Source organism: Ahrensia marina (genome assembly GCF_042140245.1).
Lineage (GTDB): Bacteria > Pseudomonadota > Alphaproteobacteria > Rhizobiales > MH13 > MH13.
In genome coordinates this window covers 3104075-3130403 of record NZ_CP159483.1, presented here as the reverse complement: position 1 = coordinate 3130403, position 26329 = coordinate 3104075, and the positions used below count along the sequence as shown (strand labels likewise).

22 protein-coding genes and 1 tRNA gene are annotated in these 26329 nt (G+C 56.5%); 15 read left to right on the top strand and 8 right to left on the bottom strand.

The genetic code is table 11. The features are described from left to right. Positions 1-97 precede the first annotated feature (97 nt). Positions 98-1060, top strand: coding sequence for an AEC family transporter (locus tag ABWH92_RS15230; RefSeq protein ID WP_375569785.1), 963 nt, complete (start codon positions 98-100; stop codon positions 1058-1060). Between the two features lie 8 nt (positions 1061-1068). Here ABWH92_RS15230 and ABWH92_RS15225 read toward each other — a convergent pair whose 3' ends face one another. After that, the gene (locus ABWH92_RS15225; RefSeq protein WP_375569783.1) at positions 1069-2307 is read right to left on the bottom strand and encodes an FAD-dependent monooxygenase; all 1239 of its coding nucleotides are present in this window, start codon (positions 2305-2307) and stop codon (positions 1069-1071) included. A gap of 106 nt (positions 2308-2413) precedes the next feature. Here ABWH92_RS15225 and ABWH92_RS15220 point away from each other — a divergent pair, with 106 nt between their 5' ends. The 6 genes from ABWH92_RS15220 to ABWH92_RS15195 all read left to right on the top strand — a co-directional run bounded on the left by ABWH92_RS15220 (position 2414) and on the right by ABWH92_RS15195 (position 8539). Next, complete coding sequence (locus ABWH92_RS15220; protein WP_375569781.1) at positions 2414-3406, top strand: quinone oxidoreductase; 993 nt, start codon at positions 2414-2416, stop codon at positions 3404-3406. Between the two features lie 178 nt (positions 3407-3584). Further along, complete coding sequence (locus tag ABWH92_RS15215) at positions 3585-5150, top strand: ABC transporter ATP-binding protein (RefSeq protein ID WP_375569779.1); 1566 nt, start codon at positions 3585-3587, stop codon at positions 5148-5150. Then, positions 5140-6246 (top strand): ABC transporter permease, encoded by a 1107-nt coding sequence (locus ABWH92_RS15210; protein ID WP_375569777.1) that lies wholly within the window; start codon positions 5140-5142, stop codon positions 6244-6246. The genes ABWH92_RS15215 and ABWH92_RS15210 overlap by 11 nt, the downstream gene beginning before the upstream one ends. Continuing rightward, complete coding sequence (locus tag ABWH92_RS15205) at positions 6236-7153, top strand: ABC transporter permease (protein ID WP_375569775.1); 918 nt, start codon at positions 6236-6238, stop codon at positions 7151-7153. Before ABWH92_RS15210 ends, ABWH92_RS15205 begins: the two co-directional genes overlap by 11 nt. Positions 7154-7251: 98 nt before the next feature. Further along, positions 7252-8328 carry a BMP family ABC transporter substrate-binding protein gene (locus ABWH92_RS15200; RefSeq protein WP_375574262.1) on the top strand — a complete coding sequence of 359 codons (1077 nt, stop codon included), beginning with the start codon at positions 7252-7254 and terminating at the stop codon, positions 8326-8328. A 121-nt stretch (positions 8329-8449) separates the two neighbouring features. Then, positions 8450-8539, top strand: a tRNA-Ser gene (locus ABWH92_RS15195). Positions 8540-8791: 252 nt separating this feature from the next. On the opposite strand, the gene ABWH92_RS15190 is transcribed toward ABWH92_RS15195, so the two are convergent. The 7 genes from ABWH92_RS15190 to ABWH92_RS15160 form a co-directional block, all read right to left on the bottom strand. Then, positions 8792-9448, bottom strand: coding sequence for a hypothetical protein (locus ABWH92_RS15190; RefSeq protein ID WP_375569773.1), 657 nt, complete (start codon positions 9446-9448; stop codon positions 8792-8794). 10 nt (positions 9449-9458) lie between these two features. Next, positions 9459-9941 carry a hypothetical protein gene (locus tag ABWH92_RS15185; RefSeq protein WP_375569771.1) on the bottom strand — a complete coding sequence of 161 codons (483 nt, stop codon included), beginning with the start codon at positions 9939-9941 and terminating at the stop codon, positions 9459-9461. 92 nt (positions 9942-10033) lie between these two features. Continuing rightward, positions 10034-10858 (bottom strand): class I SAM-dependent methyltransferase, encoded by an 825-nt coding sequence (locus tag ABWH92_RS15180; protein WP_375569769.1) that lies wholly within the window; start codon positions 10856-10858, stop codon positions 10034-10036. 83 nt (positions 10859-10941) lie between these two features. After that, positions 10942-11205 carry a hypothetical protein gene (locus tag ABWH92_RS15175; protein WP_375569767.1) on the bottom strand — a complete coding sequence of 88 codons (264 nt, stop codon included), beginning with the start codon at positions 11203-11205 and terminating at the stop codon, positions 10942-10944. Positions 11206-11407: 202 nt separating this feature from the next. Beyond that, positions 11408-12958, bottom strand: a complete 1551-nt coding sequence (locus ABWH92_RS15170; RefSeq protein ID WP_375569765.1) for a winged helix-turn-helix domain-containing protein — start codon at positions 12956-12958, stop codon at positions 11408-11410. Between the two features lie 688 nt (positions 12959-13646). Further along, a complete protein-coding gene (locus tag ABWH92_RS15165) occupies positions 13647-13964 on the bottom strand; it encodes a carboxymuconolactone decarboxylase family protein (RefSeq protein WP_375569763.1) in 318 nt (105 codons plus the stop codon). 9 nt (positions 13965-13973) lie between these two features. After that, positions 13974-14687, bottom strand: a complete 714-nt coding sequence (locus ABWH92_RS15160) for a helix-turn-helix domain-containing protein (protein WP_375569761.1) — start codon at positions 14685-14687, stop codon at positions 13974-13976. A gap of 239 nt (positions 14688-14926) precedes the next feature. Between ABWH92_RS15160 and ABWH92_RS15155 the strand changes: the two genes are divergently transcribed. The 8 genes from ABWH92_RS15155 to ABWH92_RS15120 all read left to right on the top strand — a co-directional run bounded on the left by ABWH92_RS15155 (position 14927) and on the right by ABWH92_RS15120 (position 26328). Beyond that, complete coding sequence (locus ABWH92_RS15155; protein WP_375569759.1) at positions 14927-16339, top strand: MFS transporter; 1413 nt, start codon at positions 14927-14929, stop codon at positions 16337-16339. Positions 16340-16422: 83 nt separating this feature from the next. Beyond that, positions 16423-18030 (top strand): antiporter, encoded by a 1608-nt coding sequence (locus ABWH92_RS15150; RefSeq protein WP_375569757.1) that lies wholly within the window; start codon positions 16423-16425, stop codon positions 18028-18030. Positions 18031-18097: 67 nt separating this feature from the next. After that, positions 18098-21850, top strand: coding sequence for a nitrate reductase subunit alpha (locus ABWH92_RS15145; RefSeq protein ID WP_375569755.1), 3753 nt, complete (start codon positions 18098-18100; stop codon positions 21848-21850). Then, on the top strand, positions 21847-23370 hold the full coding sequence (gene narH, locus ABWH92_RS15140; RefSeq protein WP_375569753.1) for a nitrate reductase subunit beta: 1524 nt from the start codon (positions 21847-21849) through the stop codon (positions 23368-23370). Before ABWH92_RS15145 ends, narH begins: the two co-directional genes overlap by 4 nt. Position 23371: 1 nt before the next feature. Beyond that, positions 23372-24121, top strand: coding sequence for a nitrate reductase molybdenum cofactor assembly chaperone (gene narJ / locus ABWH92_RS15135; RefSeq protein WP_375569751.1), 750 nt, complete (start codon positions 23372-23374; stop codon positions 24119-24121). A 14-nt stretch (positions 24122-24135) separates the two neighbouring features. Continuing rightward, positions 24136-24879, top strand: a complete 744-nt coding sequence (narI, locus tag ABWH92_RS15130) for a respiratory nitrate reductase subunit gamma (RefSeq protein ID WP_375569749.1) — start codon at positions 24136-24138, stop codon at positions 24877-24879. A gap of 5 nt (positions 24880-24884) precedes the next feature. After that, positions 24885-25733, top strand: coding sequence for a peptidylprolyl isomerase (locus ABWH92_RS15125; protein ID WP_375569747.1), 849 nt, complete (start codon positions 24885-24887; stop codon positions 25731-25733). Between the two features lie 22 nt (positions 25734-25755). Beyond that, positions 25756-26328, top strand: a complete 573-nt coding sequence (locus ABWH92_RS15120; RefSeq protein WP_375569745.1) for a hemerythrin domain-containing protein — start codon at positions 25756-25758, stop codon at positions 26326-26328. The last annotated feature ends 1 nt before the right edge of the window (position 26329 follow it).

Below are 26329 nucleotides of genomic sequence, written 5' to 3'. Positions count from 1 at the left end.
CAATTCATTGAAGGTCCCGTTGCGCTTTTGGACTGGTTACAACCTTTTCGTCCGCATGGTAGGGGCACGTTGTTTTCTTTGTTCAAGCACGGGCTCTATGGCCGACATCCTCGCCCTGGTGGCACCCTTTTTCGGATTGATTTTCCTAGGGTTTTTCTCTGGGCGGGTCGCTAAGCTGCCTGAGGATGGGTTGGCCTGGTTGAACTTCTTCATCATCTATATGGCGTTGCCGGCTCTGTTCTTTGACTTGCTGTCGTCGACCCCTCTGGATCAGTTGGAAGGCTGGTCGTTCATTGTCGTCACAACGCTCGCCGCGTTCCTCGTCTATGTACTGGCGACGTTGGTGGCTGCATTGCGTGGACGTGATCTCAGCGAAGCGGCAATGCAAGGGGTTGCCGGCTCCTATTCCAATATCGGTTATATGGGCCCGGGGCTTACGCTTTCGGTTTTGGGTGCGCCAGCTGCCGTGCCAACCGCGCTCATTTTCTGCTTTGATAACGCTTTGCAGTTTATTCTGACGCCGATCTTGATGGCCATGAGTGGCACCTCGCGCGATAAACCGCTTCAGATCGCTTTGCTTGTGGCGCGCAAGATCGTCTTGCACCCCTTCATTGTTGCCAGCGCTTTTGGCATCGCTGCCGCCGCTTTTCAGCTTGAAACACCGGGCCCTCTCCAGCGCATCATTGACTTTTTAAGCGGTGCAGCCGCTCCGTGCGCCCTCTTTGCGATGGGCGTGACCATCGCACTGCGTCCGCTGACTCGTGTGCCCAGCGAAGTGCCTTGGCTGTTGTTCGTGAAGCTTGCCATTCACCCCATTCTTATCTGGGTGATGCTGTCATGGGCGGGCGACTATGACCCGATCTGGGTGTACACCGCGATCCTTATGGCGTCCCTGCCACCGGCCTTGAATGTATTTGTCATGGCCCGGCAGTATGATGTCTGGGTGCAGCGAGCATCCTCTATGGTGCTGGTGGGCACAATCGTCTCGATACCAACACTGACAATCATGATCCTGCTCATCACAGGCGGACATGTGCCGGTGGATTTGTTTCCACGTTGATGCGTCAGCTAGGCAGCTGGTCGCATCACATCGCGCATAGCACCCACCATGCTGCGCAAGCCAAACGGTTCTAACCCGGCCACCATCAGCCCTTTTTTCAAACGCGGGGATAGGCGGGTGAGGGACATCGCAGCTGCCCGACCAACTTGCAGCAGTGGGTTCCCTGACAACAGTGATCGATTGAGGGCATCGACGCCAAAGGTTCTCGCCCACACATCAGCACGTCGTTTGGCACTGTATCGAGAGGCCATGAGCATTGACGTGGGATCATCACCAGACGTAAGCGCACTCGAAATCACGTCGACGGCATCACTTCCGTCACGGACGCTAAGATTCAGCCCTTGCGCGCCGATCGGCGGAAAAGCGTGCGCCGTTTCGCCAGTGAGATAGACGCCCTTGGCTGCAAACGCGCTCGCGACGAGCGCTTCCAGCGGCCATAGCTGCACCTCTTCTTCTAGCTTGAGGGCACCGAAGAGATGTTGCGCGCGCTTCTCCAAGAACAAGCTTGCATCGGACAAGGGCATTTGCGCCAACGCGCCAGCATCGTCGGGCGACAGTGCGCACACAAAGCTAGAGCGGTGCTCACCGTCCGCATCAGGCATGGGAACAAACGTAAAAGGCCCTGTTTCGGTATGGAACTCGGTCGATACAAAATCATGAGGTTTTGCATGTCGCACAACGCCAACAGCAGCCGTTTGCGGATAGCTCCAACGACGCACATTGATACCGGCAGCAGACCGTGCCGGGGAGTTCTTGCCATCAGCAGCCATGACAGACTGAGTGTGCAACACCTGTCCATCATTCAACGTCATAGCAATCGGGTTCGATCCGAGTGTGTAGTCAACAACCATCGCTTCAATGCGCTTGATCGCATTTTGGCTCGAAACGGCATCCAGCAACATCTGGTTGAGCTGAGCATTCGGACAGTTAAGGCCAAACAGGGCGCGTCCGATCTCTTCAGCGTCAAACGAAACAGTTGGCGCGCGAAGCAACCGGCGGGAACCATCCATCAATCGCATCGTCATCAGTGGCGTGCCTATGTCGGCCACCGCCTCGCTCAACCCAAGGGAATCCAAGGTGTCCAGCGACGGCGCCAAAAGCGCCGTGGTGCGTTTGTCGTCCAGGTTGATCGCGGGACCGACCAGCGCAGTTGAGAGACCTGCTTTGGCCGCACACAAGCTTGCGATCATACCCGCTGGACCTGTACCAGAAATCACCACATCAAATGGGGGTTGGTCGATGGACATATCCTTGCTCCTCGGCTGCTCCCGCTTTACCTGACGCTTCAACCTTTGTGGGTCAATGCGGCATCCTGCCGACCACCCACGATGACGATCCTTGAAGGCAATCGCTATGACGACACAAACTCAGCGCATCGTAATCACCCAGACCGGTGGTCCGGAGGTAATGCGATATGAAGATGCGGTGCTGCCCGATCCCGGTCCTGATGAGATCGTTGTTGAACACACCGCCATTGGGCTCAACTACATCGACGTCTACTTTCGCACCGGTCTCTACCCAGCGCCCAACGGTGTCCCGTTCACACCGGGCAATGAAGGTGCTGGTAGAGTGACAGCTGTGGGCGGTGAGGTGACCGGTCTACAAGCAGGGGACCGCGTCGCTTATGTTGGCCCCCTTGGAAGCTATACACGCCATCGCATCATCAAAGCTGACATCGCGGTCAAGCTGCCGGATACCATTGACGATGAGACCGCCGCGGCCATGATGCTCAAAGGCATGACAGCGCGGTACCTGTTGCGCAAAACGTTTGATGTGCGTGATGAGACAACGCTGCTTTTTCATGCTGCGGCTGGCGGTGTCGGCCTTATCGCCGGGCAATGGGCCAAACACCTAGGTGCCACGGCGATTGGTACGGCTGGATCGGACGAGAAGTGCGCAACAGCGCTGGACCACGGTTACGCGCACTGCATCAACTACGTGAGCCAGGACTTCGTGGCGGAGGTGGCCCGTCTTACTGATGGCGCAAAGTGTGATGTGGTGTTCGATGGGGTTGGCAAGGCAACCTTTGAAGGCTCGTTGGATTGCATCAAACCTTTTGGCCTCTACGCATCCTTTGGCAATGCGTCTGGCGCTGTCGAGGCATTCAACCTCGGCGTGCTCAGCGCCAAGGGATCACTCTATGTCACGCGCCCTACGATTTTTGCTCACATCGCAACGCGTGCTCTGCTCGAAGAGACCGCCAATGATCTCATCGACGTCGTGTCATCAGGCGCAGTAAAAATCCCAATCGCGCAACGCTTTGGTCTGAGCGAGGTCGCCGAGGCTCACAAAGCACTTGAAGCGCGCACAACGATCGGTTCGACGGTTCTTCTGCCGAACGGTTGAGCAACGTGCTTTGTGCACGTTAGCGATGTGCACAGCTTTGCGGCATTCTTCGCCTAAGTCGTAGTTGCAGCGATGCCCAAACAGGCACTAGATTGCGTCGGTGGCGCGTGGATAGGCATGTCTAATAGCTAGGCTGGCTCAACCGCAAACCACACCGACCAATTGGGTGACCTAGCGTTTGGGCAACACTGTTCCGCTTCTGGCCGTCGAGGGCCTTACCAAATCGTTCGGCGCGTTGGTCGCTGTCGGTGGGGTTGATTTGTCGATTGGCGAAGGGTCGATCCATGCCCTTTTGGGCGAGAATGGCGCCGGTAAATCCACGCTGGTGAAGATGCTGTACGGCACGCTTCAGCCAGACGCTGGCAACATCACTATACGCGGCAAACCGACCGTTGTGACGTCACCCAATGAAGCCCGTGCCCTAGGCATTGGTATGGTTTTCCAGCATTTCTCATTGTTTGAATCAATGAGTGTGGCAGAGAACATTGCTCTCGCTCTGGATCACAAGCCGACACCCGATGAGGTGAAGGTTGAGCTTAAGGAGTTTGTTGAGCGCTACGGTCTGCACGTAGACCCCGATGCCACCGTGGGTGACCTTGATGTCGGTGTGCGTCAGCGCGTGGAAATCCTGCGCGTGCTTTTGCAGAAGCCAGCCCTGGTCATACTCGACGAACCAACTTCGGTTCTGACGCCTCAGGAAGCCGAAAGCTTGTTCGGTGTTCTTCGCCAGCTGGCCAGCGAAGGCAAAAGCATCCTCTATATCTCGCATAAACTGGATGAGGTGAGGGCGCTTTGCGACGATGCAACTGTGATGCGCCACGGAAAAGTGGTTGAGCGTACCGATCCGCGCAAGGAGTCCTCTGCCTCGCTAGCCCGGGCGATGGTTGGGTCAGATGTGTCGGAAGTTCGCCGCAAGGCTGGGGCGGTTGCTGCGGATGCGCCGCTTGTTTTTGAATTGACTGAGGTAAAGTACGACCCCGGTACACTTTTTGGCATGAGCCTGAAGAACGTCTCCATGCGCGTTCATTCAGGAGAAATTCTCGGGATCGCCGGCGTTGCTGGAAATGGCCAGAAAGAGCTGTTTGACGTTCTTTCTGGAGAGGCATTGGTCGAGCTGGATGCCGTGCGAATGGATGGCCACCCAGTTGGATCTCTGTCGATCTCCAAGCGCCGTCAACGCGGAGCAGCCTTTGTGCCTGAAGAGAGGGCGGGGCATGCTTCGGTTCCAGCAATGGCGCTTAGCGAAAATGCGCTTATCACCCGAAAAGCACCGGAAGACGGAACGCTTGGCTCACTGGGTGTGATGAAGTTTTCCGCCATTCATAAGCTGTCGAGCATGATCCGTGACGCGTTCGATGTGCGGTCCGCCAAAGCAGACCCTGCTGCGTCCACCTTGTCTGGCGGGAACTTGCAGAAGTTCGTTGTGGGTCGCGAACTGTCACGTGATCCGAAGATCTTGGTGGTCAACCAACCGACATGGGGTGTTGATGCAGCGGCAGCGAGCTTCATTCGCGGTGCCATTCTTCAGCTGGCCGAGAAAGGGTCAGCCATAATCGTCATCAGCCAGGACTTGGATGAGCTGCTACAAATCTCTGACAAGATATCTGTGCTTTCCCATGGGCATTTGTCCGAGCCACTCGATGCCTCCAAAGTGACATTGGAGCAGCTCGGTTTGTTGATGGGCGGAGATCCAACGGCAGGCCAGTCCGAAACCACGGTGGTGGAGCGATCAGATGCAGCTTGAACTGGTCAAACGCGACGCGCCGTCGAGCACCATGTTGATCGCTGCGCCGTTCATGGCCCTTGGGCTCACGGTTTTGACGTCGGGCATCATGTTTGCATTCATGGGCTTCAATCCGGTTGCGGCGCTCTACGAGTATTTCATCGCCCCACTCACTGAACTCTGGTCAGTGTATGAACTGTTGCTCAAAGCCGGTCCACTGATCCTGATCGCGCTTGGTTTGGCCGTTTGTTACCGCGCCAACATTTGGAACATTGGTGCAGAAGGCCAGTTTACGATGGGTGCCATTTTTGGCGCTATTCCACCGATCCTGTTTCCGGAATGGACCAGCTGGGCGACACTACCAACAATGCTCATCCTTGGCATGGTTGGTGGCGCTCTCTATGGCGGCATCCCAGCCTTTTTGAAAGTGAAGTTTCGCGCCAACGAAATCCTGACCTCGCTGATGCTGGCTTACATCGCATTGCTGGTTCTGGACTATCTTGTGCGGGGTCCTTGGCGAGATCCGGGCGGCTTCAATTTCCCTGAATCACGCAATTTTTCCGATGAACAGTCGCTGGCGACGCTAGAAGGGTCTCGCCTACACATCGGCATTCTCATTGCTTTTGCCGCTGTTCCTGTGATGTGGTTTTTCATGAGCCGCACTTTGGCCGGCCATGCCTTCAAAGTGGTTGGTGAAGCTCCACGCGCAGCGCGCTTTGCAGGGTTCTCGTCGAAAACACTCACCTATGCTGCCTTGATGTTTTCAGGCGCTTTGGCAGGGCTTGCCGGTATTATGGAAGTGGCGGGTCCCATCGGCGAACTCCGCCCCACCATTTCACCGGGCTATGGGTTTACGGCGATCATCGTTGCGTTTCTCGGGCGCTTGAACCCTTGGGGCATCTTGATGGCTGGGCTTTTGCTTTCGCTATCCTACTTGGGCGGCGAAGCAGCGCAGATCACGCTCGGTTTGTCAGATAAGATGGCGCGCGTTGTCCAAGGCATGCTGCTTTTCTTTGTCCTCGGCTGTGACACCCTCGTGCGTTACCAACTTCGTTTCAAATCATCGCCTAAAGCATCATCATCGTCGCTCGGAAGCGGGGCCGCCGATGCTGCTTGAGGGAATCCTAGTCACCATCGTCGGGGCTGCCACGCCGATTATCTTGGCGGCGATTGGCGAGCTGGTTGTGGAACGTTCAGGTGTCCTCAACCTTGGTGTTGAAGGCATGATGATCATGGGGGCCGTTGTTGCTTTCGGGGTATCGCTTTCAACCGGGAACCCCTATCTGGGGGTTATCGCTGGTGGTTTGGCAGGCGTTGCGATGGCACTGCTTTTTGGCGTCTTCACCGTCTATTTGGCATCCAATCAAGTAGCGACCGGACTGGCCCTGACTTTGCTCGGCTTGGGACTGGCAGGGTTGATCGGCGAGAGCTTTGTTGGAACACCTGGCGTGCGCTTGGAAGCCATCACCATTCCGCTGTTGAGCTCCATTCCCTTCATTGGCCCAGCGCTTTTTGACCGCGATATCTTGGTCTATCTGTCGTTCGCCGTTGTCGCTGGTGTCAGCTACACCATGTTCAAGACACGCGTCGGTTTGATCCTGCGAGCGACGGGAGAAAATGCAGAAGCAGCTCATGCGTTAGGTCGTGATGTTCGCCTTATCCGGATGGGTGCGGTTGCTTTTGGTGGGCTGTGTGCAGGCCTTGGCGGAGCCTATCTGTCGCTGGTCCTAACAGCACAATGGACCGAGGGTATGAGCGCCGGTCGCGGCTGGATTGCCCTGGCAATTGTTGTGTTCGCCACATGGCTACCGTGGCGTGCCCTCGCAGGCGCCTACCTGTTTGGTGGTGTCATCATCTTGCAACTGCACGCCCAAGCTTTCGGTATTCGTGTGCCGCCACAGGCCATGACTATGCTGCCCTACATTGCGACCATCGTCGCGCTGGTTCTTCTCTCGCGCAACCAAGCCACTATGCGGCGCAACACACCTGCTGCTTTGGGGCGTGCTTTCGTCCCCGACCGTTAAACCGTTCTGCGCCCAGCGGATCGCGATGGCCCTCCGCAAAGCGCTTGTTCCCACCCGCCATCACCAGAACTGAACCAAAGGATGCCACGATGAAAAGACTGACGTCATCACTGCTGGCCCTAGGCGCCGCCGCCGCCCTATCTATGGGTGCTGCGACCGGTGCACAGGCCGATGATCACACTGTTAAAGCAGGCTTTGTTTATGTCGGCCCAGTTTCCGATCATGGGTGGAGCTATGCCCATGATCAGGCTCGTTTGGCCATGGAAGCTGAGCTTGGCGACATGGTCGAAACCACGTTTCTTGAGTCGGTGCCAGAAGGCGCTGACGCACAACGGGTCATAGAGCGCCTCGCGCGATCTGGCCACGACATCATTTTTGCAACGTCATTTGGCTACATGGAAACCGTGATCGAATTGTCCGAGCGTTTTCCTGATGTCGTGTTCGAACATGCGACCGGTTATCAGACGTCGGACAATGCTGCCAATTACAACGGCCATTTCTATCAAGGTCGCTATGTTCTGGGCAAGATCGCCGGCCTGGAAACAGAAACAAACACGATAGGCTACATTGCTTCCTATGCGATCCCTGAGGTGGTTTCCGGCATCAACGCATTCATGCTCGGTGCTCAGTCTGTGAACCCTGATGTCGAGGTGAAAATCATTTGGGTGAACACTTGGTACGACCCCCCGCGCGAGGCCGAAGCAGCTAATGCGCTCATCGATCAGGGTGCTGACATCCTCGTTCAACACACAGATTCAACCGGGCCACTTCAAGCTGCCCAAGAGCGTGGTGTTCGTGGTTTTGGCAATGATTCTGACATGGGTGCTTTTGCACCAGAAGCTCAGTTGACGGCGATCGTCAACAATTGGTCACCCTACTACGTCGAACGTGTTCAGGCTGTTGCAGATGGCACGTGGGAAACAGGGTCACATATGGGCAGCATGGCCGACGGTATGGTGCAGATGGCTCCTTTTGCCAACATGGCAGATGAAACTCGTGCTGTGGCTGAAGAGACCATGGCCGGAATTATTGCTGGCGACATCCATCCCTTTACTGGTCCCATCTTTAACCAAGATGGCGAGGAAGTTGTTGCCGAAGGTGAGCAAGCGCCGCTCGACATGATCCTGGGCATGAACTTCTACATCCAGGGCATCGACGATGCCTACCCGAACTGATCGGGCTTAACCACAACAGTCGAAAGGCCGGGGTTTCCCCGGCCTTTTTTGGTGGCTTGTGGGTTGATTGCCAGCTTACCTCTTGCGCAACTGATCATTGGACGCCATAAGCGCAAACGCTGGAGAGGTGGCCGAGTGGTTGAAGGCACTGGTCTTGAAAACCAGCGTGCGGGCAACCGTACCGTGGGTTCGAATCCCACCCTCTCCGCCATTTCCATAAAACAAGTGCATCTCCGAACCAGCCTGGCGGGATCAGAGCAATACAATCGAATTTTCAGACCTAACGTAAGCCGGTTCGACCTTATGTTTGGGCGATTCTTGGGCGAACTCATTTCAAAGTTTGGTAAAATCCACGGCGGCTCCGCCGGCAAAGAGACCAAGCCCATTTAGCGCCAAGTCAGCCGACAACTTTGTTCAACGCCGACATTTGGTCTAAGGTTTATCGGCTTTTCTCTGCGCCACATCAAATCTGCAAACCGAGAAACATCACAGCCAACGGAATCGGTGAGACAGCAACCGCAATGGTCAAGAACGTCGCCAATGGCGAGAAGATGCCGCTTAAGCCTGCAATCATCATGATACCGCCACCACCACCGATGACGGAGTTGCCCGGCGTGTTCACCGCCAACGCGACAGCGATGTAACGAAAGCGTAGTCCTAGCTTTACGGAGCGTTTCGATTGACCGTCGAGCAGCATCGCAATGCGTTCTTCGCGCGATAGGGGGGCAGCACGTGCCACAAGATGTGCTGCTCGGCGCAGGCGCAAGAAGGACAGCAGCCGTTCCAGCGCACCAATCGGCAAAAAACGTCCTATTGTATAAGCCAGCATCATCGAAGCCACCGTCATGGCGTAGATCAGGGGCGCGATATTGGCACCGAACGCGGCCAGCATCGCAATCCCGATCTCGGCCCCCGGCACAAACGGAAGCGCCATAAGCCCGACGTACGCAGCCGACCCCAGCATGACAACGCGATGCACCTGCTGCTCGTTGTCAGGCCGGATCTGAAGGTTCAGCGCATCACGGATCAAATGCGCGCCCCATGTTGCAACGACCAACACAGCGATAAGAATGACGAGCCTTAAGAGGAGCGAGCCAAGGCTTAAGCTGCTTGTGTTCACTCCAAAAACCCTAGAGCTGAGACATGACTTCGGCACTGGGGACGGACACGCCTGAACCAGAGATGGCAATCTGGTTGGTCCAGTACCAGCGTCGGGTTGTCCAGGTGACGTCGATTTCTATCGTATCATTGGTGACGGTGCCGTACCAAACCACAGTGTGCGGGGCGGTCGGACAGATGGTGCGAACCGTAAAATGGATCACGTCGTCAATCACTTTTGTTTCGTAGTTGGACCAGCCAAAATCACAGTATTCCTGGCAGTCGACGGATTGGAATGTCCCGTCGCGAAAGATAACTTCGTCTTCAAGAACGGCGCCACTGGCCAAGTCCGTCCCTAGGATCTCGAAAGTCATACCATCAAGTTCACCGCCAGCGGCCCAAGCTCCTTGGGGAATGGCCAGATCCGGGATATCCTCGTTCATCACCGTCATCGCTGCCGCGCCGGTTCCCAGTGTTCCCAAAGCAATGGCTGCCACTTGCAAAATCTTGATCATTTTTATCTCCGGCGAATGCCTTGTTTGAAGAGGGGCTCAGCGTGGTGGCCAACAGATCACAGTCCTTGGGCCGCAGCAGACACAATGAAAATCTACGCACCAACGCCCGTCATGAGAACGCGGAACATCGCTATGATGCGGTAGCTGCCGTCTGATTGCCGAAATGGCGCAAGGGCTGTTGCATGCGCCTCGTCAAGTGCGTCCTGCCCTGAAATCTCTGCTGCCTTTGCCGCAACGCCCGAAGACCCCAGGCCCTTCTGCGCTGTCGCCAAGTCTGGATAGTGCCACGGGGCCTCAACGTCGAAGGTTTCGAGCGCGGTTAGACCTGCCGATGTCGCTAGCTTTTCGAGTTTGCCCGGCTCCGATAGCGCGAATGGTCCGCCCGCCCCCGGTGGTGGTGGTGGCAACAGGGGCTTGAGTGCCGCGACCAGCGCCGCTGCCTCCATGCCAGCCGGCTCACCCCATGTCATGACGAAAACCCGGCCGCCAGGCTTCGTTACGCGGAGCGCCTCTTGCAAGGCAGCAGCGGGATCAGCGGCAAATTGGAAAGAATTGAAGCCTGTGACAACATCAAAGGCATTATCTTCAAAGGGCAATTCTTCAAGGTCACCATGGGCGAGTGAAGCGTCAGCCAGGCGGTTACGGGCCACCTCCAAAAGTGCCTGCGAGGCATCGATGCCTGACACGACCGCGCCAAGGTCGGCGGCAAGGCGCAGCGCCATACCAGCACCGCATCCGGCGTCGAGAACTCGGGTTCCTGCGCCGACCCCACCTTTTTCAAAAACTGCATGATAGGCTGGCGCGCATTGCTGCTCTTGAATATTGGCCCAATCTGCGGCGCGCAGACCCCAGATGCGCCCGTTTGCCTCGCCGCTAAGCGGGCTTTTTGTTGCGGTGCTCTGTTCGATCACTGTCATGTGGATTTTAGCCTTTGAGTTGCATCTGTCGGCACGTATCTCTGTGCGAAGATCGCAGCGTCATGATCTGTTCGATCTTGCACCTAGCTTTCGACAAGCAGTTCAACAGTGCCAGGGCGCACGCCATCATGTTTCATTGCCGCGCCTGCAGCCTCGCTGGCCAGGACTGCTTTGAATTTATCCATGTCGAGAATGGTGCCAGACAGGCCGACACTATTTGGCTTTTCAGGATGCACGAAAGTGAGGATATCCTCCATCACGCCTGCAAATACCTCTTCGCGCTTCGGTGAGGCGAGCCAGTGGGGAACGTCATCGACTTCGTGGAAGAAAATAGCTTTGACAGACATAGAGGTCGTCCTTTTTTAAATGAATATTGGGCTAGCCAAGCGAAAGGAACCATCCGACGCTTCGCGTGAGGTTCTCGGAAATTGTTTCTGATTTTCAGTCGTTTGGCCGAATTCCGCGCCAGGGATGTCACGTTGGCGGCATCATGCGCCAGGTCACGCTGGCGCTGCTATATCGTGACCTAAATAGTTATAAATCGACGGCTCAGCGCACAGCATCGGCCGCTTCGGGCAGCGCTTGTCCGGCTGCGACGCGGAAAAAGGTGTATGCACGCGTCAGGTAGTCCGGGTTGGAGCTTAGCCAACGACCCGCTAGACGTGCCTCTACAAGTTTTGGGGCATTCAGCGCGACCTGTTGGAACAGCATAGTTGCCCTGTCGATCCGGCCTGCGCCGACATTGGCGATTGTTCCCAGGATCAGGGGTGTTGCACCATTTGCGGCCTCCGCCAGTGCCGCTTCGGCAGCCACGACTGCAGCGTCATAGTTGCTCGCTGCAAACTGCGCGAAGCCCAGCGCACAAAGCATGGACCCTCGCGCCGGATCACGTGGGCTGCGCCGCAAGCCAGCCTCAGCCAAGGGCACGCCCTTGGCGACGTCTCCATTGACCGCTTCGTAGAACCCCAGCCAGCATAGCGTCAACGCACAGTTCGGGTTGAGATCGTGGGCGTGGCGAAGCTCAATCAAGCCCGTCGGCGCATCGTCCTTCATGAAATACAGTTGCGCGCGCAGCCTCCTTGCGTGGTGATCCGTCTGGTCGATGGTGATTGCGCGGGTCGCAGCGTCGATGCCCTCCGTAAGCGTTGCGGGAACCGAGCTGGTTGTGCCGTGGTAAACAGTCCACCATGCGACCCAGGCCAATGTCCGATGGGCAAGGCCGGATCGCGGATCACGCGACAGCGCTTGGTGTGCCAGCGCCGCCGCCCGGTCGCGCGGCCCGCTTTCATAACTCATTTCTTCAGAAGAAATCGCTGTCCAGCCCTGCTGCGCCAACCCATGGGCCGTCAAATCATCCGGTACCGCGATGCGTATACGATCCGCTTCTACCCGTTCGATCTGCGGAAAGAGGCACGAGACGATGGCCCGCGAAACGGCTGCTTGGGTCTCGAAATGTGCATCGATAGTGTGGTCGAAGCGTTCCGCCCAAACCTGCCCACCGCTGGTCGTGTCGATCAGCTGGGTCGTCACTCTGACCCGCTCAGGCGTCGCCCGCACGCTGCCTTCAACCACGTAGCGTACCCCGAGGTCGCGGGCGATCGAGCGCAAGTCGCGGGGCGTATCGCGAAAGAGGAAGGCTGAGTTCCGGGCGACGACGAAAAGATCTTTGAAACGAGACAGCTCGGTTGTGATGTCCTCCACAAACCCGTCCGCCATCCAAGCCAGCTCCGGGTCACCGCCAAAGTTCGAAAACGGTAAGACCACGACCGAGGGACGGTCAGGCAATTCCAATCGCTGGGTGTCTGCCGCCAGATCAAGTGCGAACCGCAGACCGCGTCGTGGCACCGTGATGATGGCGTCCGGCCCAAGCACTTGCCTAAGCTTGGCCACTTGTACGTTCAGATTGTTGTCGCCCACCACCGTATCGGGCCAGACGGCCTGAAATATCTCATCGCGGCCCACGATCCGGTCGCTGTGTGAAATAAGGACCTCCAGCAAATCGAATGCACGCGCGCCGATGGGCAGCACATCCGCACCGCGTCGCAACTGCCGAGTCCGCCGATCGAGAACGAAATCAGAGAAGAAAATGTCCGTGTTCACAGTCTAAAAGGCCCCCTTGGTACTTGGTTAGACCACAGGAGACGGGCCTTCCTCAACAAAGTGACTGTCCACACGAAGACCCGAAAAAAAGGTTCTGAGCCATTCTTCATCTTTGGGCGCGTATGAGGCTCCGAAACCAGTCCTTCTGCCCGGCTGCCGATATGGTTTGGTGACCCGGACTGAGACCGAAACTTTCAAAAAAGCGCGCGGGGCCCGTCTTGCTGTCGTGCGACCACGACAAATGCTGTGATCTGCACCAATGCCCCTTTTTAGGAGGCCGCACTGCAGCAGCGCTTGGCGCGCTCAACGTTGGCTGTGCGTGGAGATCGCAATCTCCAACGGCCCATTTGCTCGGTTTGCGGTCATTATTCAAATGCGCAGCATTCGTAATTTTGGGCCCGTAGCTGCCACTTGACGTTCGGTTGCTAATCAATAGCCAACGCGTCCAAATCCATCTCATCCTGATTTTGATCCACACCAAAACCAGGCAACGAACTCAAGATTGCTTCCCAGTCTTCCAGGTCTTTGAAAAGATCATCAGGAAGGTTCGGACTTTGTCCCAGCAGGTCCGCCAGATGTTTTCGAAACCTTAGAAGTTGCCTCGCAGTTGATCGTGTAGCGATCGACCAAGAGGTCATTCATTGTTCTCTTCGTGTCGCGATTGCGACCGCTCAACAGAAGAGCAGGCTTACGACTTAGCCGTCACATCCTCGATCCACGTTTTCGCAGCCACGGCCTGAGGGAAGCCAAGCGTTCCGATGGCCAGCATCGCCACGTGAAGCATATCGTCCTGAGAGACACCTTCACTGCCACCGCGACGTGCGTGGGAATGGACGGCGCCTTCCGAACCCGCACCGACCGCGAGTGCCAGCTTGACCAGACGCTTTTCGCGATCTGAAAGCGGCCCAGCATTCGCGCTGGCCTCGCCTAGGGCCTGATACGCCTGCCAAACATCGGGATAGTGCTCAGCAATGGCGCCAGCAGCGCCGGGAAGCTTCGTGTTCATGGTTGTTCCTTAAACGGTGAAGTCATCAATCAAGACTTCCGGTTTTGCAAAATTGGTGAGGTCATCAATGTCATTGATCGTGACGCGGGCACCATCCACCTCCACACCATACCCCTGCAGAGTTTTGAAGGCGCGCGAGAGGTTTTCCGGGGTCATGCCGAGATATGAGGCCAAGCGGCGCTTCTCCATCGGCAGATGAACTGTGTCGCCGTGGTCGCTAAACTTTCGAACCCGCAGCAGATAATTCGCCAACCGTTCGATGGACGTGCGAAGTTTTAGGTTCTTGGTGTTCTTGATAACGCCGCGATAGCACTTGGCCAGCTCATCCACGATAGCGCGCGCAAACACCGGGTCGGTCGAAAAAACTTCGCGCACGTCGGTGGAGGGCAGTAGCACGATGCGCGACTTCTCAAGGGTTCGGGCGGACATGAGATAAGGCGCATCGCGGATCGTTGCGGCCAAAATAAACGTTGATACCGGCCTGACGGTGGCCATCGTTGTTTCGCGGCCGTTCCAGGCGGCATAAAGCTCTACCGATCCACCGACCATGACGTGTAAAAAATCACACGGATCGCCTTCGGTTATCAGTTCAATCATCGGTGGAAAATTCTGGACATAGGCACCGCGAAACAGAGCGTCAAAACTCTCATCTGCCATGCCTTTGAAAAGACTCAGCGCCCGGATATCGGCTTCTTCGGTCGGTTTCACAGTCGCTCGCGGCAAATCGTTACACCTAACATTTATCAAGCCATGACATGATAAATGTCAATAGGCGGATTGCGCTTTCCCAAACGTTAGCATGACCTTTTCACAAGGAGAAGCTGACCAATCTTAGCCATTGATTTATTTGAGTATTTCAAGGGTACTCGCTTGATGTACGTCAAATTCGACGTCTAAGGAAGCGCGCAGACACATTCCGGTGCTTCGGCAATTTGGCTGAAGCAGAATGCCGGAGAAACCCGATGGAACTGCAAAACAAGGCCACCGCGCTGTGGTCGAATTTCCTCAAAGTGAACATGGTGCAGATCAGGACGTTCCACATGACGTGGTTCGCCTTCTTCGCCTGCTTCTTCGCTTGGTTCGGGATCGCGCCTCTTATGTCGGTGGTGCGCGATGAACTGCAACTTACACCTGATCAAATCGGCTGGGCCATCATCGGTTCGGTGTCGATGACGATCTTTGCGCGTCTGTTCATCGGATGGCTATGCGACCGCATCGGTCCGCGCAAAGCTTACACCGGCTTACTGCTTTTTGGGTCTTTGCCAGTGATGGGCATTGGCCTTGCGCACACGTTTGAGACGTTTCTTCTGTTTCGCGTTCTCATTGGGTGCATTGGCGCATCATTCGTTATCACCCAGTACCATACCAGTGTGATGTTTGCCCCCAATGTGGTCGGTCAAGCGAATGCGACATCTGCTGGTTGGGGTAATCTTGGCGGCGGTGTCACCCAGTTCGTGATGCCCTTGCTGTTTTCGGTGATGGTCATTGGCTTTGGCTTCTCAGAAGCTGTCGGCTGGCGCCTGTCGATGGTTGTTGTCGGCGTGATCATCATGCTGATCGGCATCGCCTACTTCTTCCTCACCCAGGACGCGCCTGACGGCAACTTCGATGACCTGCGCGCGCAGGGAAAAATGGAAGAGAAGAAGAAGGTCACGGGCAACTACATGCATGCTCTGGCCGATCCGCGGGTCTGGGTTCTGTTCGTCATCTATGGCGCCTGCTTTGGCATCGAGTTGACGGTGAACAACGTCGCTGCTCTCTACTTCATGGACTATTTTGACCTGAACCTGGTCACTGCTGGCTTTGTGGCCGCTTCGTTTGGCCTCATGAACATTTTCGCTCGCACCCTGGGCGGCATTTTTGGCGACAACTTCGGTTCGCTGTGGGGCTTAAGAGGTCGGGCGTTCTGGCTGTTCATCTGCCTGCTGTTTGAAGGCATCGCCCTGATGATCTTCAGCCAGATGAGCGTTTTGTTTCTGGCTCTCCCATCGCTGATCGTCTTCTCCTTGTTCACGCAGATGGCCGAAGGCGCGACCTACTCTGTTGTTCCCTTCATCAACAAGAAGGCTCTTGGAGCCGTCGCAGGTGTGGTGGGCGCAGGCGGTAACGCCGGTGCTGTGCTTGCAGGCTTTCTGTTCAAGAACGTGATCGATTGGTCTGAGGCCTTCCTCATCCTGGGCATCGTGGTGACTTGTGCTTCCTTCCTCGCCTTCTTTGTTCGGTTCTCGAGCAAGCAGGAAGACGAAGAGCGTGCAGCCTTCGCAGCGGCCAACATTGAGACGCTCAAAAAGAAAGCTGAACGGGCCAATGCCGAGCTCGAAGAAGGGTTGATTGCGATCGCCAATCGCAACCCCAAGCCCAGCCCAGCTGAGTAGCACGAAACCTACACGAACCACGACGCGTGGCATCCGGTCACGCGTCTCTTCCCGACCGCCAAGACCCAATCAAGGACACGATAATGGGACAGGACCTTAGAAATTATACGCCGGACGATGAGGCCTTCTGGGCCTCTACCGGCAAGGCGATTGCGAACCGCAATCTTTGGATTTCAATCCCCTCACTGCTCTGCGGTTTCGCCGTGTGGCTTTACTGGGGCATCATCACTGTTCAGATGATCAACCTGGGGTATCCGTTTGAAACCTCACAATTGTTCACGCTGACCGCTATCGCGGGCCTATCCGGTGCAACACTGCGTATCCCGGCAACCTTCTTCATTCGTATTGCCGGTGGCCGCAACACGATCTTCTTTACCACTGCACTTTTGATGATCCCTGCCGCTGGGACGGGTCTGGCACTGCAGAACCCTGACACACCGCTCTGGCAGTATCAGATCTTGGCTCTGCTATCCGGCATTGGCGGCGGTAACTTCGCAGCCTCTATGTCCAACATCTCGTTCTTCTTTCCCAAGAAGATCCAGGGCTACTCGCTGGGCATGAACGCTGGTCTTGGCAACTTTGGTGTCACGACCATGCAGATCGTGATCCCACTGGTCATGACCTTTGCCTTGTTTGGTGGTGAGTCACAAACCCTGGTCAATACGTCCGGCACGCTGATCGGCCGTATTCCTGCTGGCACGGAAACCTTCATCCAGAACGCGGGTTTTGTTTGGTTGCTCGCACTCATCCCGCTCGCCTTCCTTGGCTGGTTCGGTATGAACAACATTCGCGATGAGCATGTTTCACCCAACATCCCCAACCCAATTGGTGCCTTCAGCATCATTGGCTTCATGTACGCCATCGGCCTTGCCGCGGCAGCCTTTGGCCTCTGGTTGATGCTTCCAGCTGCCGTGGGTGGCTCGGGCCTTGGCGTTTCGAAATGGTTCGTCCTGCCGATCGTAATCGTGCTGACGGTTGTGGCGTTGAAGCTCATTCCTGGCCAAGTGGGCCAGAACCTTACGCGCCAGTACAAAATCTTCGGCAACAAACACACATGGGCGATGACCATCATCTACGTGATGACCTTCGGCTCGTTCATCGGCTACTCCGCTGCCATGGGCCTGACCATCAAAGTGGTCTTTGGCTTCCAGCACATCATGGTCGACGGTGTTCTGACCCACGACACGGCCAACCCCAACGGCCCTAGCGCCTTGATGTTTGCCTGGATGGGCCCATTCATCGGCGCTCTGATCCGCCCACTGGGTGGGGTTTGGGCTGATAAGGCCGGTGGCGCCAAAGTGACCCAGATCATCTCGATCATCATGGTCCTCTGCGCCGTTGCTCTGGCTTACATCCTGCAGCAGGCCTACGCCTCAGCAACACCGGAAGAGTACTTCATTCCCTTCCTGCTTCTGTTTCTGGTGCTGTTCGCTGCAACAGGGATCGGCAATGGCTCGACCTTCCGCACAATCGCTGTGGCCTTCAACAAAGAACAGGCCGGTCCGGTTCTCGGTTGGACATCAGCGGTGGCCGCGTACGGAGCCTTCTTGATCCCACAGATCTTCGGCGAACAGCTGCGCGCTGGATCTCCCGAACTCGCCCTCTATGGCTTTGCGGTCTTCTACACCGTCTGCATCGTCATCAACTGGTGGTTCTACCTTCGGCGCAACGCCTACATCCAAAACCCTTGAGTTTTGAAAGCCTTAGCTGCGCCGTATCGGGCGGCGCAGCTCCCCATTCTTCGTAAGGAAAACAATCATGAGCCACCTGCTCGACAGACTTAATTTCCTACAGTCGAAAGAACTGGAACAGTTCTCAAACGGACACGGCCAAGTCACGCGCGAAAACCGCGATTGGGAAGACACCTATCGCAACCGCTGGAGGCACGACAAAGTGGTGCGCTCCACCCACGGCGTGAACTGCACTGGGTCATGCTCATGGAAGATCTACGTCAAATCAGGCATTGTAACCTGGGAAACGCAGCAGACGGACTATCCGCGCACGCGCCCAGACTTGCCCAATCATGAACCACGCGGTTGCGCCCGCGGGGCCAGCTACTCCTGGTATCTCTACTCTGCTAACCGGGTGAAAAACCCGCTCGTACGCGGTCGTTTGATGAAGGTTTGGCGCAAGCTGCGCCAAACGCTCGGCCCCATCGAAGCTTGGACCAAGTTGCAAAGCGATCCCATTCTGCGCGCGGGCTATGTTGAGACGCGCGGCAAAGGCGGTTTTGTACGCGCTACGTGGGATGAGGCAACGGAAATCACTGCCGCTGCCAACGCCTACACAGCCAAAACCTATGGCCCGGACCGGGTGTTCGGCTTCTCCCCCATTCCCGCGATGTCGATGGTCTCTTACGCGGCTGGATCGCGCTATCTGTCGCTGCTTGGCGGCGTCTGCATGAGTTTCTACGATTGGTACTGCGATTTGCCGCCTGCATCTCCAATGACCTGGGGCGAACAGACCGACGTTCCAGAGTCCGCTGATTGGTACAATGCTGGCTACCTGCTGATCTGGGGCTCAAACGTCCCACAGACACGTACGCCCGATGCGCACTTCTACACCGAGGCCAGGTACAAGGGCACAAAGTCGGCCGTCATCTGCCCGGACTATTCAGAAGCCGCCAAGTTTGGCGATGTCTGGTTGAATGTGAAGCAGGGCACGGATGCTGCACTCGCCATGGCCTTTGGCCATGTGATCCTGCGCGAGTTCCATCTCGACCAGCAAACGCCATACTTCGAAGACTACACCCGGAAGTACTCTGATTTTCCAATGCTGGTGAGGTTGGAAGAGAAAGACGGCAAGCTGATTCCGGGGCGTTTCCTGCGCGCCGATGATCTCGACGGCAAGCTCGGCGAAGACAACAATCCAGAATGGAAAACGGTCGCTTACGATGAGACCTCCGAAGGGCTCGTCGCACCCAATGGATCGGTTGGCTATCGTTGGGGCGAAGATGGCGAATGGAACCTAGAAGAGCGCGCTTCAAAGGCTGACACGCGCCTGAAAATGACTTTGGTTCTCGAAGACGACCACGACGATGTCGTTGGTGTCGACTTCCCGTACTTCGGCGGCGAGGCCATCGGTCAGTTCGCAACCGATGCAGACCATCCCAACGTTCTGACCCGCAACATTCCGGTCAAGAAGGTCAAGACAGCCGACGGCGAGACCTATGTCGCCACGGTTTTTGATCTCTTCTGCGCCAACTATGGCCTTGATCGTGGTTTGGGCGGTGACTGGGTTTCCAAGGACTACGCCGACGAGACACCTGGCACGCCTGCTTGGGCGGAAAAAATCACCGGTGTGTCCGCTGACAAGATCATCCATGTAGCCCGTGAGTTTGCGCAAAACGCAGAGAAAACACAGGGCAAGTCGATGGTCATCATCGGCGCGGCCATGAACCACTGGTACCACATGGACATGAACTACCGTGGCGTCATCAACATGTTGGTGATGTGCGGGTGTGTTGGTCAGTCCGGTGGTGGCTGGGCGCACTATGTGGGCCAGGAGAAGCTGCGTCCGCAAACCGGCTGGCAGCCTCTGGCCTTTGGGTTGGATTGGTCTCGTCCACCGCGGCATATGAACTCCACATCAGCTTGGTATGCCCATTCTGATCAGTGGCGTTATGAAACGCTCAGCGCTGACGAGATCATCTCTCCAACCGCCCCTGATGGCGATTGGAATATCAACATGATCGACTACAACATCCGTGCTGAGCGGATGGGGTGGTTGCCATCCGCGCCTCAGTTGAAAACCAATCCGTTGGAAGTTGCCAAAGCCGCTAAGGCCGCAGGCAAGGAAATCCCGACCTATGTGGTTGAACAGCTGAAGTCCGGCGATCTGGAAATGGCCTGCGAGGATCCTGATGATCCTGCCAACTGGCCACGCAACCTGTTTGTCTGGCGCTCGAATTTGCTCGGTTCGTCAGGCAAAGGGCACGAGTACTTCCTCAAGCATCTGCTTGGCACCGACCATGGTGTGATGGGCAAAGACTTGGGCGAAGAGGGTGCGCAGCTGCCCAAGGAAGCCAAATGGCATGAGGAAGGACCTCGCGGAAAACTTGATCTTCTTGTGACCATTGATTTTCGCATGTCCACGACCTGCGTCTACTCTGACATCGTTCTACCGACCGCGTCTTGGTACGAGAAAGATGATCTCAACACCTCGGACATGCATCCGTTCATCCATCCGCTTCAGGCGGCGGTTGATCCGGCTTATGAGTCAAAGTCCGATTGGGAAATCTTCAAATCCATTGCCAAGAAGTTCCAGGACATTGCGCCGGGATACTTGGATCAGGAAACCGATATCGTCGCGCTTCCAATCCTTCACGACACCCCTGGCGAGATCGCTCAAGATCAGGTGAAGGACTGGAAGAAGGGCGAATGCGACCTGATCCCTGGCAAGACGGCGCCAGCCTATGTGCCCGTGGAGCGAGACTACGGCGCTATCTACGACCGCTTCACCGCGCTTGGCCCCCTAATGGACAAGCTCGGTAATGCCGGGAAGGGTATCGCCTGGAACACGCAAACCGAGATCGACAATTTGGCGGCCCTCAATGGCACCCAACTTGAGGGTGCCGCGGAAGGCCGTCCGAAAATCGACACAGCGATTGATGCTTGCGAAGTCATCTTGATGCTGGCGCCAGAGACCAACGGCGAAGTGGCCGTGAAGGCCTGGGAGTCGCTGAGCAAGGCCACAGGGCGTAAACATGCGCACCTAGCCGAGGGCGAGCACCACAACAAGATCCGCTTCCACGACATCGCTGCGCAGCCGCGCAAGATCATCTCCTCGCCCACCTGGTCAGGCATTGAGTCAGAGAAGGTCAGCTACAATGCCGGCTACACCAATGTGCATGAGTTGATCCCTTGGCGCACGCTGACCGGGCGTCAGCAGCTCTACCAGGATCACCTTTGGATGCGCGCGTTTGGCGAGGGCTTCATGTCCTATCGTCCGCCTGTGGATCTGAAGACGATCACCGATGAGGTGCACACCGATCAAAACAGCCCTCACGTGGTGCTGAACTTCATCACGCCGCACCAGAAATGGGGCATTCACTCCACCTACACCGACAATCTGTTGATGCTCACGCTCAACCGCGGTGGTCCGGTGATCTGGATCAGTGAAAACGACGCCGCCACAGCCGGTATCGTCGATAATGATTGGGTGGAACTCTACAATACCAACGGCGCTTTGACGGCGCGTGCGGTGGTTTCCCAGCGGATCAAGGACGGAACAACGTTCATGTATCACGCGCAGGAAAAGATCGTGAACACACCGGGCTCTGAGAAGACCGGTCATCGCGGTGGCATCCACAATTCGGTGACCCGCGCCACGCTCAAACCAACCCACATGATCGGTGCATACGCCCAGCAGTCCTACGGCTTCAACTACTACGGAACCGTTGGCGCAAACCGGGATGAGTTTGTCGTCGTTCGCAAGATGCAGAAGGTCGACTGGCTCGACCGTGAGGCCCCCAAAAACATGGAAGCCCCCCGAAAGGAGGCAGCCCAATGAGAGTACGCGCACAAATCGGCATGGTGCTAAACCTCGATAAATGCATCGGGTGCCACACCTGCTCAGTAACCTGCAAGAACGTTTGGACCAGCCGTGAAGGTGTTGAGTACGCCTGGTTCAACAATGTCGAAACCAAACCGGGCACCGGTTATCCCACCGACTGGGAAAACCAAGCCCGCTGGAACGGTGGTTGGGAGCGTACAGCTTCTGGCAAGCTTCAGCCCAAGCAGGGCGCGAAGTGGCGCATTTTGTCGAACATCTTCGGCAACCCGGACCTGCCTGAAATCGACGACTATTACGAGCCGTTCGACTTCGACTACGACCATCTGAAATCGGCCCCGGAAATGGAGGCGTTCCCAACGGCGCGTCCCCATTCAAAAATCACTGGTGAGCGGATTGAGAAGATCGAGAAAGGCCCGAACTGGGAAGAAATTCTGGGCGGCGAGTTCTCCAAGCGCTCAGAGGACTACAACTTTGAGGGTATCCAGAAGGAGATTTACGGCGAGTACGAAAACACCTTCATGATGTACCTGCCACGGTTGTGTGAGCACTGTCTCAACCCAACGTGTGCAGCCTCTTGCCCATCAGGTGCGATCTACAAGCGTGAAGAAGATGGCATCGTTCTGATTGACCAGGAAAAATGCCGGGGCTGGCGCATGTGCGTCTCTGGCTGTCCGTACAAAAAGGTCTATTACAACTGGGAATCGGGCAAATCCGAGAAGTGCACGCTGTGTTACCCGCGCATTGAATCAGGCAATCCGACGGTCTGTTCAGAAACCTGCGTTGGTCGCATCCGTTATCTCGGCGTGATGCTCTACGACGCCGACAAGATCGAACAGGCGGCCAGCGCTGGCAAAGAAACTGATCTTTACGACGCTCAGCTCGATGTCTTCCTCGATCCCAACGACCCTGAGGTGATCGCTGCGGCACGCCGCGATGGCATTCCTGAAGATTGGATCAAATCGGCCAAGGAAAGCCCGATTTGGAAGATGGCAATGGTCTGGAAAGTGGCATTCCCGCTGCACCCAGAATACCGCACGCTTCCTATGGTTTGGTACATCCCGCCGCTGTCTCCGATCCAGAACGCAGCCCAAGCTGGCAAGATCGGCATGGATGGCGCAATGCCGGATGTGAACTCGCTTCGTATCCCGGTGAAGTATCTGGCCAACATGTTGACTGCTGGAGATGAGACACCGGTTGTTCAGGCGCTCGAACGTATGCTTGCCATGCGCGCCTACATGCGTGCCAAAACGGTGGAAGGCGTGAGCGATGCGGCCATCGCTGCGCGGGTTGATCTCAGCCCAACCATCATCGAGGACATGTACAAAATCATGGCCCTTGCGGACTACGAGGACCGGTTCGTCATCCCAACCACTCATCGTGAGCAAGTCGAAGAAGCCTACGACTTAAGGGGCGGCTGCGGCTTCACTGATGGCAATGGCTGCTCGACGGGCATCTCCGGCAGTTCACTCTTCGGCGGCAAGAAGAAGCCGCTCAAGATGCCAGCTGAGGTGCGCTGATATGGCCAATCCACACGATAGAACCCTAAAGGCGCTCTCGCTTTTGCTGAGCTACCCAACGCGGGACCTTCAAGCGGCAATGCCGGAAATCGGTGGTGTGTTGGCGTCTGAAAGCCGTCTGACAGCTGCTGCTCGCCGTGACCTTCGACCGTTGGTCGAAGAACTGGCAAGCCGGGACATCTATGAGTTGGAAGAACAGTTCGTCATGCTGTTCGACCGCTCGCGCACGCTCTCGCTCAACCTGTTTGAGCATGTTCACGGGGAAAGCCGTGATCGCGGCGGCGCCATGGTCTCTCTGATAGAGACGTACCGCGACGGTGGATTTGATCCGGTAACCAGTGAGCTACCGGACCATCTTCCGGTGTTGCTGGAGTTCCTTTCCACGCGGCCAGCCGCTGAGGCACGCGACACGCTGGCTGATGCCGCGCATATTTTCAGCGCGCTGTGCGAACGGTTGGTGCGTCGCGAGAGCGTTTATGCCGGCGTCTTCAATGCGCTGGCGCAGCTCTCTGGCATTCATGCCGACGAGCAGGCGGTTGCCGACCTTCTGGAAGAGCCAGAGGTCGACCCCAACGACCTGGAAGCGCTCGACAAGGTTTGGGAGGAGAGCGAAGTACGCTTTGGCCCCGATCCCAATGCAGGCTGTCCGCAAGTGCGCGACATGCTTGCTCGCATGGATGAGCCCATCAACCCCAAACCACCCAGTTCCATGCCACACGCGCAGCCGACGCCGTCGGTTGCTGCCGAATAAGGAGTACGGACAACATGTTCAGCAACTTCGATATCAACTTCATCATTTTCGGCGTAATGCCTTATGTGGCGCTGACCGTTCTCATCGTTGGTTCTATCGCCCGCTATGAGCGCGATCCTTTCACTTGGAAAAGTTCGTCTTCGCAGCTCTTGCGCCGCAAGCAGCTGATCTGGGGCTCGGTGCTTTTTCACGTCGGTATTCTGACCGTGTTCTTCGGCCACCTTGTTGGTCTTTTCACACCGGTTTGGGTGCTTGATGCGCTGGGTATTCCTTACGCACTTAAGCAATGGATGGCCGTGCTCATTGGTGGTCCGGCGGGTGTTGCGGCTCTCATCGGCTCGACCATGCTCTTGCACCGCCGCCTGGTCGATCCGCGTATCCGTGTCACCTCCAGCTATCCCGACATCATCATTATGGGGCTGATTTGGCTTCAGCTTGCGATCGGTTTGCTGACAATCACTCAAACACTGCAGCATATGGATGGCGCGGCGATGGTTCTCTTCATGAACTGGTCGCAGAGTGTTGTGACCTTGAACCTCAACGCTTGGATCAACGTCATCGACGTGCACTGGCTGTACAAGCTGCACATCTTCCTCGGCTTGATCATCACGATGTTGTTCCCGTTCACTCGGCTGGTGCACATCTTCTCTGGCTTTGCGACGCCATTTCGTTACCTGCTGGGTCGGCGTGGCTACCAACTGGTCCGCTCTCGCCGCCAGACGCCGTTGGATTCCCATTCCTCCACCCCGGCGGAGTGAGCCTTATGGAGCGGACAACCCACACGCTTGCGAATGCTGGTGCCCCGAAAGGGGGCCAGCAAACCAACGGCTCAATAAGCGTCAACGGTGAGGCCATTTCAGCGGAGGCTATCGGTTTGGAGGCGCAAAATCACACCGCACCTAAGAACAAGCCCGGCACGGCCTGGAACCAAGCCGCACGCGCCATGGCAGTTCGTACGTTGCTTTTGCAGGTCGCCAAAAGGCAGGGCATCACGCCATCGCCAATAGAAGTTGGGCCAGGACGGTTCGAGACTGACGAGGAAGCGTTGATCCGCGCCTTGCTGGAAGACTCAATCAGCGTATCGGCACCAACGGATGATCAAGTGCTTGCCGAATGGCAGCGCAACCCAGACCGCTTTCGCTCGCCACCCCTTTGGGAGGTTTCTCACATCCTGGTTGCTTGCGACATGGGCAACCCAGAGAGCCGCCTTGCCGGTTTCAAGCAAGCGGTCTCACTGGCCAAGTCGGTTCGTGAGAAACCACAGCAATTTGCAAGATTTGCCATGGATCATAGCGATTGTGATTCCAAAACCAATGGTGGCGCCCTCGGCCAACTTACACCAGGCGACAGTGTTCCAGAGTTTGAGGCGGCTCTGCGCACACTTGGTGAAGGCGACATCACGCCTAAGCCCGTTCCAACGCGCCACGGGTTTCACATCATCCGCATGGATGCGTTGGCGCTTGGTCAAGTGCTGCCTTTCGAGGCTGTGCGCGGCAAGATAGCTGACGCTATGGAAAAAACCGCTTGGGCGGCCGCAGCCCGTGGTTTCCTGAACACCTTGGTGCAGGGCGCAACGATAGAAGGACTTCACCTCGATCTCGCTGATGTCTAGGCGAGGCTGACAGGAGCAAACCATGCTCAGGAACCAGAATGAGAGGCTAGCCGACGGGGTGGAGTCAACCAGCGCAAGTCTGCAGGCTGATCCGCTGACCTTCTTGGCTGAGGACCATATGCGGCAGCGTGAGATATGCGCGATGCTGCACATGGTTGCCAGCCAACCTTATCCTGAGTTCCGATCCATGGGCATGTCGCTGGCTTATCTGCGCCACGAGTTTCTGCTGCATAACGCAGACGAGCGGGTGGTATTGTTCCCCATGATGGTCCGGCGCTGCGAGAAAGAAGATGAGATTGGTCTCATCATTGATCGCCTGCTGCGCGACCACGAAACAGCGGAAGTCCAGGCACAAAGAATATGCCACATCCTGGACTCCATCATGGAGGCAGGCGACGCGCCCAACGACAAAGATCGCGCCGAACTGAAGGGCTTTGCTGGCCGGTGCCAACGCTACCTTATCTTGGAAAACGCCATCATCTTAAGGTTGGCGCGCGTACGGCTCGATGAAGACGACTTGGCAACACTAACGCGAAAAATGCTGCTGCGGCGTGGGCTGATAGAGCCAAATCAAGCCGGGCAAGAGGAGCGCTAAG